18 protein-coding genes and 2 tRNA genes are annotated in these 20848 nt (G+C 53.4%); 18 read left to right on the top strand and 2 right to left on the bottom strand.

Annotated features, from left to right (window positions below; translation table 11 throughout):
- Positions 1–32: 32 nt before the first annotated feature.
- Positions 33–1466 carry a serine-type D-Ala-D-Ala carboxypeptidase gene (gene dacB, locus ACVKSX_RS17205; RefSeq protein ID WP_010251813.1) on the bottom strand — a complete coding sequence of 478 codons (1434 nt, stop codon included), beginning with the start codon at positions 1464–1466 and terminating at the stop codon, positions 33–35.
- Positions 1467–1715: 249 nt separating this feature from the next.
- Between dacB and greA the strand changes: the two genes are divergently transcribed.
- Positions 1716–2192 (top strand): transcription elongation factor GreA, encoded by a 477-nt coding sequence (gene greA, locus ACVKSX_RS17200; protein WP_010251811.1) that lies wholly within the window; start codon positions 1716–1718, stop codon positions 2190–2192.
- A gap of 106 nt (positions 2193–2298) precedes the next feature.
- On the opposite strand, the gene yhbY is transcribed toward greA, so the two are convergent.
- Positions 2299–2592 (bottom strand): ribosome assembly RNA-binding protein YhbY, encoded by a 294-nt coding sequence (yhbY, locus tag ACVKSX_RS17195; RefSeq protein WP_010251809.1) that lies wholly within the window; start codon positions 2590–2592, stop codon positions 2299–2301.
- A gap of 127 nt (positions 2593–2719) precedes the next feature.
- Between yhbY and rlmE the strand changes: the two genes are divergently transcribed.
- The 17 genes from rlmE to ACVKSX_RS17110 all read left to right on the top strand — a co-directional run bounded on the left by rlmE (position 2720) and on the right by ACVKSX_RS17110 (position 20741).
- Positions 2720–3349: a 23S rRNA (uridine(2552)-2'-O)-methyltransferase RlmE gene (gene rlmE, locus ACVKSX_RS17190; protein WP_010251807.1), complete on the top strand. Its 630-nt coding sequence runs from the start codon at positions 2720–2722 to the stop codon at positions 3347–3349.
- Positions 3350–3462: 113 nt separating this feature from the next.
- Positions 3463–5388 (top strand): ATP-dependent zinc metalloprotease FtsH, encoded by a 1926-nt coding sequence (ftsH, locus tag ACVKSX_RS17185; protein WP_010251805.1) that lies wholly within the window; start codon positions 3463–3465, stop codon positions 5386–5388.
- A gap of 79 nt (positions 5389–5467) precedes the next feature.
- Complete coding sequence (folP, locus tag ACVKSX_RS17180) at positions 5468–6307, top strand: dihydropteroate synthase (RefSeq protein ID WP_010251803.1); 840 nt, start codon at positions 5468–5470, stop codon at positions 6305–6307.
- A complete protein-coding gene (glmM, locus tag ACVKSX_RS17175) occupies positions 6304–7638 on the top strand; it encodes a phosphoglucosamine mutase (protein ID WP_010251799.1) in 1335 nt (444 codons plus the stop codon). Before folP ends, glmM begins: the two co-directional genes overlap by 4 nt.
- A gap of 216 nt (positions 7639–7854) precedes the next feature.
- Positions 7855–8193 carry a preprotein translocase subunit SecG gene (gene secG, locus ACVKSX_RS17170; RefSeq protein WP_010251798.1) on the top strand — a complete coding sequence of 113 codons (339 nt, stop codon included), beginning with the start codon at positions 7855–7857 and terminating at the stop codon, positions 8191–8193.
- A gap of 37 nt (positions 8194–8230) precedes the next feature.
- Positions 8231–8317 (top strand) — tRNA-Leu (locus ACVKSX_RS17165).
- 59 nt (positions 8318–8376) lie between these two features.
- Positions 8377–8453: transfer RNA gene (locus ACVKSX_RS17160), tRNA-Met, on the top strand.
- Between the two features lie 212 nt (positions 8454–8665).
- Entirely contained in the window at positions 8666–9118 is a 453-nt protein-coding gene (gene rimP, locus ACVKSX_RS17155; RefSeq protein WP_010251795.1) for a ribosome maturation factor RimP, read from the top strand.
- Positions 9119–9142: 24 nt separating this feature from the next.
- Positions 9143–10630, top strand: a complete 1488-nt coding sequence (gene nusA, locus ACVKSX_RS17150; RefSeq protein WP_010251792.1) for a transcription termination factor NusA — start codon at positions 9143–9145, stop codon at positions 10628–10630.
- 17 nt (positions 10631–10647) lie between these two features.
- A complete protein-coding gene (infB, locus tag ACVKSX_RS17145) occupies positions 10648–13341 on the top strand; it encodes a translation initiation factor IF-2 (protein WP_010251789.1) in 2694 nt (897 codons plus the stop codon).
- Between the two features lie 65 nt (positions 13342–13406).
- On the top strand, positions 13407–13814 hold the full coding sequence (gene rbfA, locus ACVKSX_RS17140) for a 30S ribosome-binding factor RbfA (protein ID WP_010251785.1): 408 nt from the start codon (positions 13407–13409) through the stop codon (positions 13812–13814).
- Positions 13814–14758, top strand: coding sequence for a tRNA pseudouridine(55) synthase TruB (gene truB, locus ACVKSX_RS17135; protein WP_010671805.1), 945 nt, complete (start codon positions 13814–13816; stop codon positions 14756–14758). The genes rbfA and truB overlap by 1 nt, the downstream gene beginning before the upstream one ends.
- 131 nt (positions 14759–14889) lie before the next feature.
- Positions 14890–15159 carry a 30S ribosomal protein S15 gene (rpsO, locus tag ACVKSX_RS17130; protein WP_003851063.1) on the top strand — a complete coding sequence of 90 codons (270 nt, stop codon included), beginning with the start codon at positions 14890–14892 and terminating at the stop codon, positions 15157–15159.
- Between the two features lie 310 nt (positions 15160–15469).
- The gene (gene pnp, locus ACVKSX_RS17125) at positions 15470–17608 is read left to right on the top strand and encodes a polyribonucleotide nucleotidyltransferase (protein WP_354439241.1); all 2139 of its coding nucleotides are present in this window, start codon (positions 15470–15472) and stop codon (positions 17606–17608) included.
- Positions 17609–17737: 129 nt separating this feature from the next.
- On the top strand, positions 17738–18622 hold the full coding sequence (nlpI, locus tag ACVKSX_RS17120) for a lipoprotein NlpI (protein WP_010251765.1): 885 nt from the start codon (positions 17738–17740) through the stop codon (positions 18620–18622).
- A gap of 105 nt (positions 18623–18727) precedes the next feature.
- Positions 18728–18784, top strand: a complete 57-nt coding sequence (yrbN, locus tag ACVKSX_RS17115) for a protein YrbN (RefSeq protein ID WP_098053093.1) — start codon at positions 18728–18730, stop codon at positions 18782–18784.
- Positions 18785–18800: 16 nt separating this feature from the next.
- Positions 18801–20741, top strand: coding sequence for a DEAD/DEAH family ATP-dependent RNA helicase (locus tag ACVKSX_RS17110; RefSeq protein WP_010251762.1), 1941 nt, complete (start codon positions 18801–18803; stop codon positions 20739–20741).
- The last annotated feature ends 107 nt before the right edge of the window (positions 20742–20848 follow it).

Genomic DNA, 20848 nt, shown 5'->3' with positions numbered 1-20848 from the left:
CTGACCGCTGCGCTTTTTTTATGACTGAATAATCAGTTGTTCTGATTGATATCGCGGTAGAGACGGCTCTCAAATCGCACCAGCGGAATACGGCGGGTACGCTGATCTTCCGGCGGGACCGCATAACCGGAAAGGAACTGAACGAATGCCACCCGCGCACCACTGGAGGTGGTGATAAAGCCCGCCAGGTTATAGACGCCCTGCAGTGAGCCGGTTTTCGCCGAGACTTTGCCATCCAGCCCCGCCTCATGCAGCCCGCCGCGATACTGCAGCGTGCCGTCGTAACCTGCCAGCGGCAGCATCGAAATATAATCCAGCGTGTTGTCATTCTTCGCAATGAACTGCAATACCTGCATCATGGTTTGCGGCGAAATCAGGTCATGGCGGGAGAGACCTGAACCATCCACCTGAATGCTATTACCCATGTCGACATTGGCTTTGGCTTTCAGGATGCGGCGAACGGCATCCTGTCCGGCGCGGAACGTGCCGGGCACATTGAAGTAGTGATGACCAATGGTGCGAAACACCGTGTCGGCAATCATGTTGTCTGACTTCTTCAGCATGGTGTGCAGCAGCGTATGCAGCGGCGCGGACTGGGTCGATGCCAGCACGGTACCCGGTTCGGTGACCTGCGTCTGTCGCACCAGATGCCCGCTATAGTCAATCTCAGACGACCGCAGTTCCGCCTTGAGGATTTCGCCAGCCCAGGCCGCGCCATCCTGCACCGCAAATGCCAGCGGCAGCGGTTCCGCGCGCTGGCGCATACAGCCCGTGAGGGTGTAGCGGTTCAGCTCGCCCGGCACCACATCCAGCTCGCAATATTGCCCTTCGCCGCTGTTGCGGCCAATGGTGCGCACCTGGCTGTACATATGCGCCGGATAATAGGAGGCGATACGTACAAAGGCATTCTCACCCGGCGTATTAGCACTGTAGAGCGAAACCGAGAAGCAGTTTTTATCAACGATTGCCGCACCCGGCGGAGCACTGAAGCACTGGGTCATATCGTTCCACGGCCAGCCCGGCGCCATATCGTGACTGGCAAAAACGGAGGTGTCGATAACCAGATTGCCTTTGATATGGTTAATGCCCTGCTTCTTTATCGCCGCCACCATGTTGCGCAGATCCTGACGGCTTAAGGTGGGATCACCGCCGAAACGTGCAACTAAATCGCCGTTCAGGGTGCCATCGATAATGGCGCCGCGAGTCTCAAAAGTGGTCTGAAAACGGAAGTCGCCACCCAGTTCCAGCAATGCTGCCAGCGCCGTCACCACTTTCATGGTACTGGCGGGCAGGGCCATCTGTTTTCCGTGATAATCAATAATCGGTGTTGATGCGCCTACTTTTTGTACCATCAGCGCCAGATTGGCGCCGTCTGGCAGGTACTGCATGTATTCATCAACTGGCGCTGCGTGTGCCTGCAGCATAAATGCGCAGCTTAATCCGGTAACAAGTCGTGAAAATCGCATAATCTCGCGGTAACTGGCAGGTGAGGGCGTCAATACTACGTCGCTGGACGGTGCAAAGTAAACGATGACCCGCAGGGAACTCTGGGGTAAAATACGTATCAAATTGCAAAACTCTTTTCTGGCCTGGAAGCATCTCCGGGTCAGGATTCTTTTATTTGCAAAAACGGGCTAATGCGCCGCAGAACGCTTTTTTCTGCAGTCACCGGTCAGGATGACATCGTTAAACAGGAAAGATGGCGAGGAGCTTAAATGAATCAGATTCCGATGACGTTAAGAGGCGCTGAAAGATTGCGCGAAGAGCTGAACGAGCTGAAAACCGTGAAGCGCCCGCGCATTATCGCCTCTATCGCTGACGCACGCGAACATGGCGATTTAAAAGAGAACGCGGAATATCACGCTGCGCGTGAAGAGCAGGGTTTTTGCGAAGGCCGTATTCAGGAGATTGAAGCCAAACTCTCCAATGCGCAGGTTATCGACGTCACTCAGATGCCGAAAACCGGACGCGTGATTTTCGGTGCAACCGTTACCGTGCTGAACGTCGAAACCGACGAAGAAGCCACGTATCGCATTGTGGGCGATGACGAAGCGGACTTTAAGCAAAATCTGATTTCGGTCAATTCGCCGATGGCGCGTGGCCTGGTGGGTAAAGAGGCCGATGACGTGGCTATTGTGAAAACCCCGGGCGGCGACGTTGAGTATGAAATCCTGAAGGTGGAATACCTTTAAGATGTTGCTACGCTTTGAAAAGCGTTAAAGCACAATGTAAAGAAAGGAAAAAGGCCGCATTGCGGCCTTTTATCTGAGGTAAGAGCATGTCACTTTCTTTGCCCACTTAGCGTGGCAGAGAAATTTTGCTCTCTTTAGAGGGGCGATACAGCACCAGCGTTTTGCCGATCACCTGTACGTTGCTGGCACCGGTCTCACGCACGATAGCCTCAACGATCAGCTGCTTCGTTTCACGATCTTCCGAGGCGATTTTTACCTTGATCAGTTCGTGATGCGACAGAGCCTGCTCGATTTCGGCCAGCACGCCTTCAGTCAGGCCATTGCCACCCAGCATAACCACTGGCTTGAGCGGATGGGCGAGGCCCTTGAGGTGCTGTTTTTGTTTGGTACTTAGATTCATCGTAGTTTTTTACTTACTCAGGGATTGAAAACGGTTCATTCTACCGCCATCTCGGGTATATCACCAAATCGACGCAACCCATTGCGTGCAGGTTTATCGCTACGATGACGATTTAGTTGGAAATATTATGACGGGTAAAAAGCGTTCGGCCAGCTCCGGCCGCTGGCTTCAGGAACACTTTAGCGATAAATATGTGCTCCAGGCGCATAAAAAAGGGTTGCGTTCGCGCGCCTGGTTTAAACTTGATGAAATACAACAGGGTGACAAGCTTTTCAAACCCGGCATGACCGTGGTAGATCTGGGTGCTGCACCCGGAGGCTGGTCGCAATATGTGGTACAGCAAATTGGGAACAAAGGGCGAGTCATTGCCTGTGATATCCTGCCAATGGATCCGATAGTCGGTGTCGATTTCCTTCAGGGCGATTTTCGTGAAGAATCGGTGGTCAATGCGCTGCTTGAACGCGTTGGCGATCAAAAAGTTCAGGTTGTCATGTCCGATATGGCGCCGAATATGAGTGGTACACCTGCCGTAGATATTCCCCGGTCGATGTATTTAGTCGAGCTGGCGCTGGAGATGTGTCGAGATATCCTGGCACCTGGCGGCAGTTTTGTAGTGAAAGTGTTTCAGGGAGATGGCTTCGATGAATACCTGCGGGAAATTCGCTCCCTGTTTACGAAAGTGAAAATTCGTAAGCCGGACGCTTCACGTTCACGTTCACGTGAAGTGTATATTGTGGCGACTGGGCGCAAACTATAACCAAATTGCTGGAGAAGTCCGCAGTTTTGCTGCGATTCCATGTATGCGGGATCTATAGTACCCTACGCTATCTGTTAACACCGTTGTAATATGAGGTTAATCCCTTGAGTGACATGGCGAAAAACCTGATTCTCTGGTTAGTCATCGCGGTCGTGCTGATGTCAGTATTCCAGAGCTTTGGGCCCAGCGAGTCGAATGGCCGTCGGGTTGATTATTCAACCTTCCTGTCGGAAGTGAACCAGGATCAGGTCCGCGAGGCACGTATTAACGGGCGTGAAATTAACGTCGTTAAAAAAGACAGCAATAAATACACGACCTACATTCCTGTCAACGATCCCAAGTTGCTCGATAACCTCTTGACCAAAAACGTCAAAGTGGTTGGCGAACCGCCGGAAGAACCAAGCCTGCTGGCTTCAATCTTCATTTCGTGGTTCCCGATGTTGCTGCTGATCGGTGTGTGGATCTTCTTTATGCGTCAGATGCAGGGCGGCGGCGGTAAGGGCGCGATGTCCTTCGGCAAGAGCAAAGCCCGCATGTTGACGGAAGACCAGATTAAAACCACTTTCGCCGACGTAGCAGGTTGTGACGAAGCGAAAGATGAAGTTGCTGAGCTGGTGGAATATCTGCGTGAGCCAAGCCGTTTCCAGAAGCTGGGCGGTAAGATTCCAAAAGGCGTTCTGATGGTGGGGCCACCGGGTACCGGTAAAACCTTGCTGGCAAAAGCGATTGCCGGTGAAGCGAAGGTGCCTTTCTTTACCATCTCCGGTTCTGACTTTGTGGAAATGTTTGTCGGTGTCGGTGCATCCCGTGTGCGTGACATGTTCGAACAGGCCAAAAAAGCGGCTCCGTGCATCATCTTTATCGATGAGATCGACGCAGTCGGTCGTCAGCGTGGCGCCGGTTTAGGCGGTGGACATGACGAACGTGAGCAGACGCTGAACCAGATGCTGGTTGAGATGGATGGTTTCGAAGGTAACGAAGGTATTATTGTTATCGCCGCAACTAACCGTCCTGACGTACTGGACCCTGCGCTGCTGCGTCCAGGTCGCTTTGACCGTCAGGTTGTAGTTGGCCTGCCAGATGTTCGCGGTCGTGAGCAGATCCTGAAAGTGCATATGCGTCGTGTGCCGCTGGCAACTGATGTTGATGCAGCAATCATTGCACGTGGTACGCCAGGCTTCTCGGGTGCCGATCTGGCCAACCTTGTTAACGAAGCAGCGCTGTTCGCGGCCCGTTCAAACAAGCGTGTGGTTTCGATGGTAGAGTTCGAGAAAGCGAAAGACAAAATCATGATGGGTGCGGAACGTCGCTCCATGGTGATGACGGAATCGCAGAAAGAGTCAACTGCCTACCACGAAGCAGGCCACGCCATTATTGGTCGCCTGGTACCAGAGCATGATCCGGTTCATAAAGTAACGATTATCCCGCGCGGTCGCGCACTGGGTGTGACCTTCTTCCTGCCTGAAGGCGACGCGATCAGCGCCAGCCGTCAGAAACTGGAAAGCCAGATCTCAACGCTTTACGGCGGTCGTCTGGCAGAAGAGATCATCTACGGTGCAGAACGTGTTTCTACCGGTGCGTCCAACGATATTAAAGTTGCGACCAATCTGGCACGTAACATGGTGACGCAGTGGGGCTTCTCTGAAAAACTGGGTCCGTTGCTCTATGCAGAAGAAGAGGGTGAAGTGTTCCTCGGACGTTCTGTCGCGAAAGCGAAACATATGTCTGATGAAACGGCCCGCATCATCGATCAGGAAGTTAAGCACCTGATCGACAGCAACTACCAGCGTGCTCGTCAGATTCTGGGTGAGAACATGGACATCCTTCACGCGATGAAAGACGCGCTCATGAAGTATGAAACCATTGATGCACCGCAGATCGACGACCTGATGGCACGCCGCGAAGTGCGTCCGCCAGCGGGCTGGGAAGATCCAGGCAGCAACTCAGACAGCAACGGTACGCCAAAGGCGCCACGTCCGGTTGATGAACCGCGTACGCCAAACCCAGGCAATACCATGTCAGAGCAGTACAACAAATAAGACGCAACATCGTCAGACAAAACCCCGGCTGGTCCGGGGTTTTTTACATCCAGATATTGATCAGCAAGGAGTTTCCGCTATGAAGTTGTTCGCCCGTGATTCCCATCTCGATTTATCTTTTCCACATGTGATGGGCATTCTTAACGTCACGCCGGACTCCTTTTCAGATGGTGGAAAGCATAACGCGCTGGTCGATGCGCTGACGCATACCAATGAGATGGTCAATGCAGGCGCAACCATCATCGATGTGGGTGGGGAATCAACCCGTCCTGGCGCGGATGAAGTGAGTGTGGAGGAGGAGCTGGAGCGGGTGATTCCGGTCATCGATGCCATTGCCCAGCGTTTCGAAGTCTGGATTTCAGTGGACACCTCTAAAGCTGACGTCATCCGGGAAGCTGCGCGAGTGGGTGCTCACATCATTAACGACGTGCGTTCACTTTCTGAACCCGGAGCACTGGAAGCCGCAACCGCAACCGGACTGCCCGTCTGTTTAATGCATATGCAGGGCGAACCGCGCACCATGCAGCAGGCACCGGTTTACGAAAATATTTTAAGCGAAGTGGACACTTACTTCGCTCAGCAGATAGCGCGCTGCGAAGCAGCGGGCATTAAAAAAGAGCGTCTGATACTCGACCCGGGCTTCGGTTTCGGTAAAAATCTCAGCCACAATTATGAACTGCTGGCTCATCTTGGCGATTTTCACCACTTCGGCCTGCCGCTGTTAGTGGGGATGTCGCGTAAATCGATGATTGGCCAGCTGTTAAACGTCGGCCCGTCACAGCGTTTAACCGGCAGCCTGAGTTGCGCGGTGATTGCTGCTATGCAGGGCGCGCAGATTATTCGCGCCCATGATGTAAAAGAGACGGCTGAAGCGATGCGCGTGGTCGAAGCGACCCGAAGAGCAAAAGGAGTATCATGAGTAATCGTAAATATTTCGGTACAGACGGCATTCGTGGCAAAGTCGGTGAAGCACCCATCACCCCCGATTTCGTCCTGAAGCTGGGCTGGGCCGCAGGTAAAGTGCTGGCGCGCCACGGTTCAAAGAAGATCATCATCGGTAAAGATACCCGTATCTCTGGTTATATGCTGGAGTCCGCGCTGGAAGCCGGTCTCGCTGCAGCAGGCCTGACGGCCGCCTTTACCGGCCCGATGCCGACACCAGCCATCGCCTATCTGACCCGTACCTTCCGCGCAGAGGCGGGCATTGTGATTTCAGCGTCACATAACCCCTTTGACGACAACGGGATTAAATTCTTCTCGTCCGAGGGCACCAAACTGCCCGATGACGTCGAAGAGGCGATTGAGCTGGAGATGGAAAAGCCGATTACCTGCGTTGAATCAGCGCAGTTAGGCCGCGCCAGCCGCATCGTCGATGCAGCAGGGCGTTACATTGAGTTCTGCAAAGGGACGTTCCCCAGCGAACTGAATCTGAATGGCCTGAAAATTGTGGTCGACTGCGCCAATGGCGCCACCTACCACATTGCGCCGAATGTATTACGTGAACTGGGCGCGACGGTGATTGCTATCGGTGTCCAGCCAGACGGCATGAACATCAACAAAGAGTGCGGTGCCACCGATCTCAAACTGCTGCAGCAGCGCGTGCTGGCGGAGAAGGCTGATATCGGCCTGGCCTACGACGGTGACGGCGATCGCATCATGATGATTGACCATCTGGGTGACAAAGTTGATGGCGACCAGATCCTCTACATCATTGCGCGTGAAGCCCTGCGTCAGGGACAGTTACGCGGTGGCGTCGTGGGTACGCTGATGAGTAACATGGGGCTGGAGTTAGCGCTGAAACAGCTTGGCATTCCGTTTACCCGTGCCAAAGTCGGTGACCGTTATGTACTGGAGAAGATGCAGGAGAAGGGCTGGCGTCTCGGTGCAGAGAACTCCGGTCATGTGATCCTGCTGGATAAAACCACAACTGGTGACGGTATCGTTGCAAGTTTGCAAGTGCTCACTGCGATGGTGCGTAACCACATGAGCCTGCACGATCTCTGTAGTGGCATGAAGATGCTGCCGCAGGTCCTGGTTAACGTACGCTTTGCGGGCGAACATGATCCGCTTCAGAGTGACGCGGTAAAAGCTGTCACGGCCGAAGTGGAAAAAGCGCTGGCGGGTCGCGGACGCGTTCTGCTGCGTAAATCAGGTACTGAGCCACTGATTCGTGTCATGGTCGAAGGCGAAAATGAGGCGCAGGTTACCGAACTGGCGAATCGCATCGCCGACCAGGTCAAGGCCGTTTAAAACAGTAACAGGCGGTCTGCAGGGTGCTGAACTGCCTGTAAAATCACCGGGATGGCGTTTTTTTCTGCAAACAGTATGGGTAGTAAAAATTGCACTTGCAGAGATATGCGCCTTTGGTTAGTATTCACACCCGCTTCTGATGGGTGATGACGAGACTCCCCATCAATACTGGTTGAAGCTTTAACTGTACGATTACCGTGCAAGGAACAGGATGATATGTACCAAGCTCTTTTAGTAGTTTTCCTTATTGTAGCTATCGCCCTCGTGGGTATGATCATGCTGCAGCAAGGCAAAGGCGCTGATATGGGAGCCTCATTCGGTGCAGGCGCATCCGGTACGGTGTTTGGTTCTTCGGGTTCAGGTAACTTCATGACTCGTACAACCGGCATCTTAGCAGCGCTGTTTTTCATCATCAGCCTGGTTCTGGGTAATCTGAACAGCAATAAAGCGTCTAAAGGAAGCGAGTGGGAAAATCTTTCTGCGCCGGCGCAGTCTTCTCAACAGACTGAAAAGCCAGCTCAACCGGTAACGCCGGGCAGCGATATTCCTAAGTAAGGTCGTCAGCACAACGAATCGTTGTGGTCAGTGCAGTGCCGTGGTGGTGGAATTGGTAGACACGCTACCTTGAGGTGGTAGTGCCCGATTGGGCTTACGGGTTCAAGTCCCGTCCTCGGTACCAAATAGCAGTATCCCTTGCATTTTATGCAGGTCTGGCGTATTATTCGCCACGTTTTCGGACGCGGGGTGGAGCAGCCTGGTAGCTCGTCGGGCTCATAACCCGAAGGTCGTCGGTTCAAATCCGGCCCCCGCAACCAATTTTCCCTTTGAGTTCTTTTTCAAATATACTGTATGCATCGACGGACGCATTCACGGTTATTTTTTGAAAGAAAATTCTTTGGATGGAGTCCGGGCCGCATTGCGGCATACAGGGTCCAGTGATTAAAAGCCCCGAATATTCGGGGTTTTTTGTTATTAGCGAATCGTAATACTGGGCTATAGGCCCTTTTTTTATGTCTTGGGGGTGGGCTTGTCCACATTAGAGCAAAAATTGACAGAGTTGGTATCGGCTCCCGTAGAAGCGCTGGGTTACGAACTGGTTGGAATTGAATTCGTTCGTAGTCGCACATCTATCCTGCGCATCTATATTGATAGTGAAGATGGCATCAATGTCGATGATTGCGCCGATGTCAGCCACCAGGTAAGTGCGGTAATGGATGTTGAAGATCCCATTACCGTCCCTTACAACCTAGAAGTCTCTTCACCGGGACTCGATCGTCCTCTGTTCACTGCAGAACACTACACCCGCTTTATGGGTGAAGAAGTGAGTCTGGTGTTGCGTATGGCCGTGCAGAACCGCCGTAAATGGCAGGGAACCATTAAGTCAGTTGATGGCGAGATGATCACGGTGCACGTTGAGGGTAGCGATGAAGTGTTCGCACTGAGTAATATTCAGAAAGCGAACCTGGTCCCCCACTTTTAAAAGTCCGGATTGAGGCTAACCAGGATGAACAAAGAGATCTTAGCTGTTGTAGAAGCCGTTTCTAACGAAAAAGCCCTGCCGCGTGAGAAAATCTTCGAAGCGCTGGAGAGCGCGCTGGCGACTGCGACCAAGAAAAAGTATGAGCAGGAAATTGAGGTACGCGTCAGCATTGATCGCCGCAGTGGCGATTTCGATACTTTCCGCCGCTGGGAAATCGTAGAAGAGGTGACACAGCCGACGCGCGAGATCACGCTGGATGCGGCCCGCTTCGAAGATGAAGCATTCAATCTGGGCGAATATGTCGAAGATCAGATTGAATCGGTCACCTTTGACCGTATCACCACCCAGACCGCTAAGCAGGTTATCGTGCAAAAAGTGCGCGAAGCTGAGCGCGCAATGGTGGTTGATCAGTTCCGTGAGCAGGAAGGCGAAATTATCACGGGCGTGGTGAAGAAAGTTAACCGCGACAACATCTCCCTCGACTTAGGCAGCAATGCCGAAGCGGTGATTCTGCGCGAAGATATGCTGCCGCGTGAAAACTTCCGTCCAGGCGACCGTATTCGTGGCGTACTCTACTCTGTACGTCCGGAAGCGCGTGGCGCGCAACTGTTCGTGACGCGTTCTAAACCAGAAATGCTGATTGAACTGTTCCGCATCGAGGTGCCAGAAATTGGCGAAGAACTGATTGAAATTAAAGCCGCTGCTCGTGATCCGGGTTCGCGCGCTAAAATTGCAGTCAAAACCAACGACAAACGTATTGATCCGGTGGGTGCCTGTGTGGGCATGCGCGGCGCGCGTGTTCAGGCAGTTTCCAGTGAACTGGGCGGCGAGCGTATCGATATCGTGCTGTGGGACGATAACCCGGCGCAGTTTGTTATTAACGCCATGGCTCCGGCCGATGTGGCGTCAATCGTGGTTGATGAAGATAACCACACCATGGATATCGCCGTAGAAGCTGGCAATCTGGCTCAGGCGATCGGCCGTAACGGCCAAAACGTGCGTCTCGCTTCACAGCTGAGTGGCTGGGAGCTGAACGTGATGACCGTCGATGATCTGCAGGCTAAGCATCAGGCTGAAGCACATGCAGCGATCGATATGTTCACTAAACATCTCGACATCGACGAAGAGTTCGCCACCGTACTGGTGGAAGAGGGCTTCTCCTCGCTGGAAGAGCTGGCATACGTGCCAATCAACGAGCTGCTGGAAGTCGACGGCCTCGACGAAGAGACCATTGAAGCCCTGCGTGAACGAGCAAAAAATGCGTTAACCACCCTGGCACTGGCGAAAGAAGAGAGTCTTGGAAATCAGGAGCCCGCTGAGGATCTTCTGAATCTTGAAGGCCTCGATCGTGCGCTGGCGTTCCGCCTGGCGTCGAAAGGCGTTTGCACGCTGGAAGATCTCGCTGAGCAAGGTGTTGACGATCTGACGGATATTGAAGGCATGTCTGATGAACAAGCCGGCGCGCTGATTATGGCCGCACGTAATATCTGCTGGTTCGGCGATGACGCGTAATAACAGGAAGGAACAGCATGACAGATGTAACCGTAAAATCGCTGGCCGCAGAAATTCAGACTCCGGTCGATCGCCTGGTACAGCAATTTGCTGATGCGGGGATCCCTAAGTCTGAAAATGACGCGGTGACCCAGCAAGAGAAAGAAACCTTACTATCTCATCTGAACCGTGAACACGGTCAGGTCGGTTCAGCTAAGCTGACGCTGCAGCGTAAAACGCGCAGCACCTTGAATATTCCAGGCACCGGGGGTAAAAGTAAGTCGGTGCAAATTGAAGTCCGCAAAAAGCGTACCTATGTGAAGGGTGATGCAGAGGCTGAGCAAGCTCAGGCAGAAGCTGAAGCCGAGGCGCAGCGTGAAGCGGAAGAGCAGGCGCAACGCGAGGCTGAAGAAAAAGCCCGTCGCGAAGCTGAACAGAAAGCGCAACGTGAAGCCGAAGATAAAGCCAGGCGCGAAGCCGCTGACAAGGCCAAACGTGCAGCAGCGGAAAACGAAAAAGTGACAAATCAACCTACCGACGAAGTGACCAGGGCTGCGCAATCAGACAAAGCCCGTCGCGAAGCTGAAGCTGCCGAACTGAAGCGTAAAGCTGAAGAAGAAGCCCGCCGTAAGCTTGAAGAGGCTGCCCGCCTCGTAGCAGAAGAAGCCCGCCGTCTGGCTGAAGAGAAATCAGCTGAATGGGAAAAACCGGAAGAAGAGGATAAAGGCGACTATCACGTCACCACTTCGACCCATGCCCGTCAGGCGGAAGATGAAAACGACCGTCAGGTTGAAGCAGGTCGTGCGCGTGCGCGTACTACTGCTAAAGCTGCGCGTCCGGCGAAAAAAGGCAACAAACACTCTGAAGCCAAAACTGACCGTGAAGAAGCGCGTGCGCAGGTTCGTGGTGGTAAAGGCGGCAAGCATCGCAAACCTAGCGCACTGCAGCAGGGCTTCAACAAGCCAGCGCAGGCCGTTAACCGCGATGTTGTGATTGGCGAAACTATCACCGTAGCCGAACTGGCTAACAAAATGGCGGTGAAAGGTTCTCTGGTCATTAAAGCGATGATGAGAATGGGCGCCATGGCGACCATCAACCAGGTCATCGACCAGGAAACTGCACAGCTCGTTGCCGAAGAGATGGGCCACAAAGTGACCCTGCGTCGTGAGAACGAGCTGGAAGAAGCGGTAATGGACGATCGTGATACTGATGCTGCGCAGGAGTCTCGTGCTCCGGTTGTCACCATCATGGGCCACGTCGACCACGGTAAAACGTCCCTGCTGGACTATATTCGTTCCACTAAAATCGCCTCTGGCGAAGCGGGCGGTATTACTCAGCACATCGGTGCTTACCACGTTGAAACCGACAACGGTATGGTTACCTTCCTGGATACCCCGGGCCACGCCGCGTTTACCGCGATGCGTGCACGTGGTGCGCAGGCGACCGATATCGTTATCCTGGTGGTTGCAGCAGACGATGGCGTGATGCCACAGACTGTCGAAGCTATTCAGCACGCCAAAGCCGCTAAAGTGCCGGTTGTGGTTGCAGTGAACAAGTGCGATAAGCCAGAAGCGGATCCGGATCGTGTTAAAAACGAACTGACTCAGTACGGTATCATTCCGGAAGAGTGGGGCGGCGAAAACATGTTCGTTAATGTCTCTGCGAAAGCGGGTACCGGCATTGATGACCTGTTAAACGCTATCCTGCTGCAGGCGGAAGTGCTGGAGCTGACCGCTATCCGTGAAGGTATGGCGAGCGGCGTGGTGATCGAATCGTTCCTCGACAAAGGTCGTGGTCCGGTTGCCACCGTGCTGGTACGTGAAGGTACGCTGAACAAAGGCGACATCGTTCTTTGTGGTTTCGAATATGGCCGCGTTCGTGCAATGCGTGACGAACTGGGTCGCGAAGTCATGGAAGCGGGTCCATCTATCCCGGTTGAGATTCTGGGCCTGTCCGGCGTGCCGGCTGCGGGTGATGAAGCGACCGTGGTACGTGACGAGAAGAAAGCACGTGAAGTTGCGCTCTATCGTCAGGGCAAATTCCGCGAAGTTAAACTGGCTCGCCAGCAGAAATCTAAGCTCGAGAACATGTTTGCTAACATGACCGAAGGCGAAGTGTCTGAACTGAACATCGTTCTGAAAGCGGACGTTCAGGGTTCTGTGGAAGCAATCTCCGACTCCCTGCAGAAACTCTCCACCGACGAAGTGAAGGTGAAGATTGTGGGTTCAGGCGTGGGCGGGATTACCGAAACCGATGCGACCCTGGCTGCTGCCTCTAACGCCATCCTCCTTGGCTTCAACGTTCGTGCCGATGCCTCTGCGCGTCGCGTCATTGACGCAGAAAGCCTGGATCTGCGCTACTACTCTGTCATCTATAACCTGATTGACGAAGTTAAAGCGGCGATGAGCGGCATGCTGGCACCAGAGTACAAACAGCAGATCATCGGTCTGGCTGCGGTGCGCGATGTGTTCAAATCACCGAAGTTTGGCGCGATTGCCGGTTGTATGGTGACGGAAGGTAACATCAAGCGTCACAATCCAATCCGTGTCCTGCGCGACAACGTGGTAATTTACGAAGGCGAGCTGGAATCTCTGCGTCGCTTTAAAGATGACGTCAACGAAGTGCGTAACGGCATGGAGTGCGGTATCGGCGTGAAGAACTACAACGACGTTCGCGTTGGCGATATGATCGAAGTGTTTGAAATCATCGAAATTAAACGCACCATCGAGTAATAGACTGCTGATGTGTTGCAATTTGGGAGGCCTCTGGCCTCCCGAATTATTTGGGAGAAATAATGATGGCGAAAGAATTTGGTCGCCCGCAGCGCGTTTCACAAGAGCTGCAAAAAGAGATTGCGATGATCCTGCAGCGTGAGATCAAAGATCCACGTCTTGGCATGATGGTCACCGTATCAGGCGTTGAAGTCTCACGCGATCTCGCTTACGCAAAAGTGTTCGTGACTTTCCTCAATGACAAAGATGAAGAAGCGATTAAACATGGCCTGAAAGCGCTGAAAGAAGCGTCAGGTTATATCCGCATTCTGCTGGGCAAAGCGATGCGTCTGCGTATCGTGCCTGAGCTGACTTTCTTCTACGACAACTCGTTAGTCGAAGGGATGCGCATGTCCAATCTCGTCACCAGCGTCGTGAAGAACGATACTGAACGCCGTGGTCCGGACGCCACTGGCGATGACGAGGAGGCGTAATGAGTCGTCCGCGTCGTCGCGGTCGCGACGTCCATGGCGTGTTGTTGCTGGATAAGCCACAAGGCGTCTCGTCGAATGATGTCCTGCAGAAAGTGAAGCGTATCTTTAACGCGAATCGCGCAGGACATACCGGCGCGCTGGATCCTCTGGCTACCGGCATGTTGCCGATTTGCCTGGGTGAAGCGACTAAGTTTTCGCAGTATCTGCTCGATTCCGACAAACGCTATCGCGTGATTGCCCGACTGGGCGAGCGGACCGACACGTCAGACGCCGATGGCAACATCGTGCAGACGCGTCCGGTCAGCTTCACTCAGGCCGATCTGGACAGTGCTCTGGAGAGCTTCCGCGGCGAAACGCTGCAGGTGCCTTCAATGTTTTCGGCACTGAAGCATCAGGGACGCCCGCTGTATGAATATGCGCGTCAGGGCATTGAGATTGCGCGTGAACCGCGTCCCATCACTGTCTATGAACTGCAATTTATTCGCTGGCAGGATAACGAGCTGGAGCTGGAAATTCACTGCTCCAAGGGCACCTATATCCGCACCATCATCGATGACCTGGGCGAAAAGCTGGGATGCGGTGCGCACGTGATTATGCTGCGTCGCGTTCAGGTTGCCCGTTATCCATATGAAAGGATGGTGACGCTGGAACAGCTCAACACCCTGCTGACGGAAGCCACAGAAGCCGGCATTCCACTGGAAACGCAGCTCGATCCGCTGTTGTTGCCGATGGACAGCCCCGCCTCTGATTTCCCTGAAGTGAATATCCCGCCTGCCGTGGCAGATTTCTTCCGCCAGGGACAGCCGGTACAGGCCAGCAATGCGCCTGCCCAGGGGCTGGTAAGGGTATCGGAAGGCGAAGCGCGTAAGTTTATCGGTATGGCAGAAATTGCCGACGATGGCCGGCTTGCGCCACGTCGTTTAGTGGTTGAGTATCAGGATTGAGCCAGGCGTTCACTTTTCGCTGATGGGGCATTTGCGTTGCTATCGGGCGCAGAGTAGAATAGCGCGGCTTTAAAGCGGGATGCTGAATTAGAGATCGGCACCCATACATTCATTTATTACTGGAGTTTATTATGTCTCTAAGCGTAGAAGCTAAAGCAGAGATCGTTGCTAAATATGGCCGTGGTGCTAACGACAGCGGTTCAACTGAAGTTCAGGTTGCCCTGTTGACCGCGCAGATTACCCATCTGCAGGGTCACTTCTCTGAGCACAAAAAAGACCACCACAGCCGCCGCGGTCTGCTGCGCATGGTATCTCAGCGTCGTAAGCTGCTGGACTACCTGAAGCGTAAAGACGTTGCACGCTACAGCAGCCTGATCGAAAGTCTCGGTCTGCGTCGCTAAGTCTGAAGAATCTGATCGTCGGGGCATTATGCGGGCTTTTGCACTCTGTGCAGCTTACGATCAGATTTGTGCGAGTTTCGTGAAGAGGGGGCCTTTATGGCCCCTTTTTTCGAGCAATCGGCAGCAATCCGGACCAAACTGATGTATTGTTGCTTAGTGTGATCTTTAGTTTGCAGAATTTCGCGCGGCTAATGAGAGGCTTTACCGCAGGGGCGGTCGAGGGTTGTCATTAGTCGCGAGGATGCAACTGAAGATTGGTAATCAATGGCGGGCTACAGATAGCCATGCCCCGAAGTTAAGGACTTTGATTTTGCTGAATCCGATCGTACGCAAATTCCAATATGGTCAACATACCGTCACGCTGGAAACCGGCATGATGGCTCGCCAGGCGACAGCCGCTGTTATGGTGAGCATGGACGATACTGCAGTATTCGTCACTGTAGTAGGTCAGAAAAAATCTAAACCAGGTCAGGATTTCTTCCCACTGACCGTGAACTATCAGGAGCGTACTTACGCTGCTGGTCGTATCCCAGGCAGCTTCTTCCGTCGTGAAGGCCGTCCAAGCGAAGGCGAAACCCTGATTTCGCGTCTGATTGACCGCCCGATTCGTCCGCTGTTCCCGGAAGGTTTTGTTAACGAAGTTCAGGTTATCGCCACTGTTGTCTCTGTGAACCCACAGGTTCATCCGGACATCGTTGCCATGATCGGTGCTTCTGCTGCACTGGCGCTTTCTGGTCTGCCGTTCAATGGCCCAATTGGTTCTGCGCGTGTTGGTTACATCAACGATCAATATGTCCTGAACCCAACCGCAGATGAGCTGAAACAGTCTCGTCTGGATCTGGTGGTTGCCGGTACGCAGAATGCCGTTCTGATGGTTGAATCTGAAGCTGAGATCCTGTCAGAAGAGCAGATGCTGGGCGCCGTGGTCTTTGGTCACGACCAGCAGCAGATTGTTATCGAAAACATCAATGCCCTGGTTGCTGAAGCGGGCAAACCACGCTGGGACTGGCAGCCAGAAGCGGCCAATACCGCACTGATTTCTCGCGTTGCTGCCCTGGCAGAAGCGCGCATCAGCGATGCTTACCGCATCACTGACAAGCAGGAGCGTTACACCCAGGTTAGCGTCATTAAAGACGAAACCATCGCTGCGCTGCTGGCTCAAGATGAAACGCTGGATGGTTCAGAAATCGGCGACATCGTGCATAGCCTTGAAAAAACCGTCGTTCGTACTCGCATCCTGAATGGCGAGCCACGCATCGATGGTCGTGAAAAAGATATGATCCGTGGTCTGGACGTGCGTACTGGCGTATTGCCACGTACACACGGTTCATCACTGTTCACCCGTGGTGAGACGCAGGCACTGGTTACTGCAACGCTGGGTACGACCCGCGATGCGCAGAACCTTGATGAGCTGATGGGCGAACGTACCGACAGCTTCCTGTTCCATTACAACTTCCCTCCATACTCTGTCGGCGAAACCGGCATGGTAGGTTCGCCGAAGCGTCGTGAGATTGGTCACGGTCGTCTGGCGAAGCGCGGCGTGTTAGCGGTAATGCCTAAAGCGGAAGATTTCCCTTACACCATTCGTGTTGTTTCTGAAATCACCGAATCTAACGGCTCTTCTTCAATGGCCTCTGTCTGCGGTGCCTCACTGGCGCTGATGGATGCAGGCGTGCCAATCAAAGCCGCCGTTGCCGGTATCGCAATGGGTCTGGTGAAAGAAGATGAGAAGTTTGTTGTTCTGTCTGACATCCTGGGCGATGAAGATCACCTGGGCGACATGGACTTCAAAGTAGCCGGTAGCCGTGAAGGTATCACCGCGCTGCAGATGGACATCAAAATCGAAGGCATCACGCGTGAAATCATGCAGGAAGCGCTGAACCAGGCCCGGGGTGCACGTCTGCACATTCTGGGCGTTATGGAACAGGCTATCAGCACGCCGCGTACTGAGATTTCTGAATTCGCACCACGCATTTACACCATCAAAATCAGCTCTGACAAGATCAAAGATGTGATCGGTAAAGGCGGCTCAGTGATTCGTGCACTGACCGAAGAGACCGGCACAACGATTGAAATTGAAGATGACGGCACCGTGAAAATCGCTGCGACCGATGGTCTGAAAGCGAAAGAAGCGATTCGTCGTATCGAAGAGATTACCGCAGAGATCGAAGTGGGCCGCGTTTACAGTGGTAAAGTGACCCGTATCGTTGACTTCGGCGCCTTCGTTGCAATCGGTGGTGGTAAAGAAGGTCTGGTTCACATTTCACAAATCGCTGATAAGCGCGTTGAGAAAGTGACTGACTATCTGCAGATGGGTCAGGAAGTACCGGTTAAGGTGATGGAAGTTGATCGCCAGGGCCGTGTACGTCTGAGCATCAAAGAAGCGACAGAATCTAAGCCGCAGGCTGAAGAAGCTGTCGCGGTGACCACGCCTGACGCTGCTGAATAAGTCGTTGCTGATTTGCCCCTCTCTGCCTGGCAGAGAGGGGCGTTTGTATCATCGCGAGGGCGGGAATCCTTGTGCACAGCAGGCGGATGACAGGATGGTTATCCCAATGTTTGTATTCGGGAGTGGGAAATGAAGCCTTTTCTGCGCTGGTGTTTTGTTGCGACAGCTTTGACGCTGGCAGGATGCAGCAACTCCAATTGGCGTAAGAACGAAGTTCTTGCAGTGCCTTTACAGCCCACACTGCAGCAGGAAGTGATACTGGCGCGCATGGAACAAATTCTTGCCAGTCGCGCTCTCACCGATGATGAACGCGCACAGCTGTTATATGAGCGCGGAGTGTTGTATGATAGTTTAGGTCTGCGGGCATTAGCGCGGAACGATTTTTCGCAAGCGCTGTCTATAAGACCAGATATGCCCGAAGTGTTTAACTACTTAGGCATATATTTAACGCAGGCGGGCAACTTTGATGCCGCCTATGAAGCGTTTGATTCTGTACTTGAGCTTGATCCAACTTACAACTATGCGCATTTAAACCGTGGTATCGCCCTCTATTACGGCGGTCGATACAAGTTAGCGCAAGATGATCTGCTGGCGTTTTATCAAGACGATCCTAACGATCCTTTCCGCAGTTTGTGGCTCTATCTCGTTGAACGTGAGATGGATGTCGACAAGGCAAAAGTCGCGCTTCAACAGCGTCACGACAAAGCGGTCAGAGATCAATGGGGATGGAATATTGTCGAGTTCTACCTTGGAGATATCAACGAGAAAACGTTGATGGAAAGTCTCAAGGCGGACGCAACGGATAACACCTCGCTCGCTGAACATCTCAGTGAAACCAACTTCTATTTAGGTAAGTACTACCTAAGTCTGGGGGAGAAGGACGACGCGAAAGCGTTGTTCAAACTGGCGGTGGCCAACAACGTCAATAACTTTGTTGAACACCGATACGCATTGTTGGAACTGGCGCAACTCGGCCAGGCACAAGACGATTTATCAGAATCTGACCAGCAATAGCTGACGAACTTAATTTGCCTGTAAAACCTGTTAAGTCATCATCTTAAAGGATGAAGGCTTTTCTGTTCGTCAAAACTTTTAATTTGAGCCGGTTCACACTTTTTGATGAAAATGACTGAAAGTTTTCACGACGAGTTATGTAGACTGGCCGCCGCAATCTAAGAGGCACGTGTACTACATGACTGATATTCAAACCACTTTTGCTGACCTTGGCCTGAACGCCGACATCCTTGAATCACTGAATGGCATGGGCTACGTAAAGCCATCCCCAATCCAGGCTGAGTGTATTCCTCACCTGCTGGCGGGCCGTGACGTGTTAGGCATGGCGCAGACCGGGAGTGGTAAAACCGCGGCGTTCTCTCTGCCGCTGTTACACAACATTGATCCTACTGTTAAAGCGCCACAAATCCTGGTGCTGGCACCTACCCGCGAACTGGCGGTACAGGTTGCTGAAGCAGTTACCGAATTCTCTAAACACATGCGTGGCCTGAACGTGGTTGCCCTTTACGGCGGCCAGCGTTATGACGTGCAGCTGCGCGCACTGCGTCAGGGACCACAGGTTGTTGTGGGTACGCCTGGCCGTCTGCTTGACCACCTGAAACGCGGCACGTTAGACCTTTCTAACCTGCGTGGCCTGGTGCTGGATGAAGCAGATGAAATGCTGCGCATGGGCTTCATCGAAGACGTTGAAACCATCATGGCGCAAATTCCAGCCGATCATCAGACCGCGCTGTTCTCTGCAACCATGCCGGAAGCGATTCGTCGTATCACCAAACGCTTCATGAAAGATCCACAGGAAGTGCGTATTCAGTCAAGCCTGACCACGCGTCCTGATATCAGCCAGAGCTACTGGACCGCTTACGGTCGTAAAACAGACGCACTGGTTCGCTTCCTGGAAGCAGAAGACTTTGATGCTGCCATCATCTTCGTGCGTACCAAAAACGCAACCATGGAAGTGGCAGAAGCGCTGGAACGTAGCGGCTATAACAGCGCCGCGCTGAACGGTGACATGAACCAGGCGCTGCGTGAGCAGACGCTTGAGCGCCTGAAAGATGGTCGTCTCGACATTCTGATTGCAACCGACGTTGCGGCCCGTGGCCTGGACGTTGAACGCATCAGCCTGGTTGTTAACTACGACATCCCGATGGACTCAGAATCTTACGTTCACCGTATCGGCCGTACCGGTCGTGCTGGTCGTGCTGGCCGTGCGCTGCTGTTCGTTGAGAACCGCGAACGCCGTCTGCTGCGTAACATCGAACGTACCATGAAGCTGACCATTCCTGAGGTAGAACTGCCTAACGCAGAACTGCTGGGTGAGCGTCGGCTGGCTAAGTTTGCTGCTAAAGTTCAGCAGCAGCTGGAAAGCAGCGATCTGGATCAGTACCGTGCTCTGCTGGCTAAAATGCAGCCAGAAGACGAAATGGATCTGGAAACACTGGCAGCCGCACTGCTGAAGATGGCACAGGGCGAACGTCCTCTGATTCTGCCACCAGAAGCACCGCGTCCGGCACGTCGCGAATACCGCGATCGTGACGAGCGTGATGGCCGTCGTGACAGCCGTGAAGCGCGTGGCGATTCTCGTGCTCCGCGTGAAAACCGCGAAAGCCGTGATGGCGATCGTCCACGTCGCGAACGTCGTGATGTTGGCGAAATGCAGCTGTACCGCATCGAAGTAGGCCGCGATGATGGTGTTGAAGTTCGTCACATCGTTGGCGCTATCGCTAACGAAGGCGACATCAGCAGCCGTTACATCGGTAACATCAAGCTGTTCGGTACCCACTCGACTATCGAGCTGCCGAAAGGCATGCCAGGCGATGTGCTGCAGCACTTTACCCGTACCCGTATTCTGAACAAGCCGATGAATATGCAGTTACTGGGTGATGCACAGCCGAACGAAGGCCGTGGTGACCGTCGTCCAGCTGGTGCTGGCGGTGAGCGTCGCAGCGGTCCAGGTGCAGGCGGTCCGGGCGCAGCTAACCGTGAAGGTGGTCGTCGCTTCTCTTCTGAACGCCGTGAAGGTGGTCGTGAAGGCGGCGGACGTACTTTCAACCGTGAAGGTAGCCGTGGTCCACGTCGTGAAGAGGGCGCAGCCGCCGCTCCACGTCGTCGTGATGCATAACGACTTAGCGTCTGACTAGTCCTGGCATAAGTTGACACATTATGCCGTTAAAACGCCTGATGCACTGCATCAGGCGTTTTGTATTTCAGCGACAGGTGCGGCCGCTG

Source organism: Pantoea sp. PvP021 (genome assembly GCF_054056055.1).
Note: the sequence above shows the minus strand (reverse complement) of the source record. Positions and strands in the feature narration are given on the sequence as shown.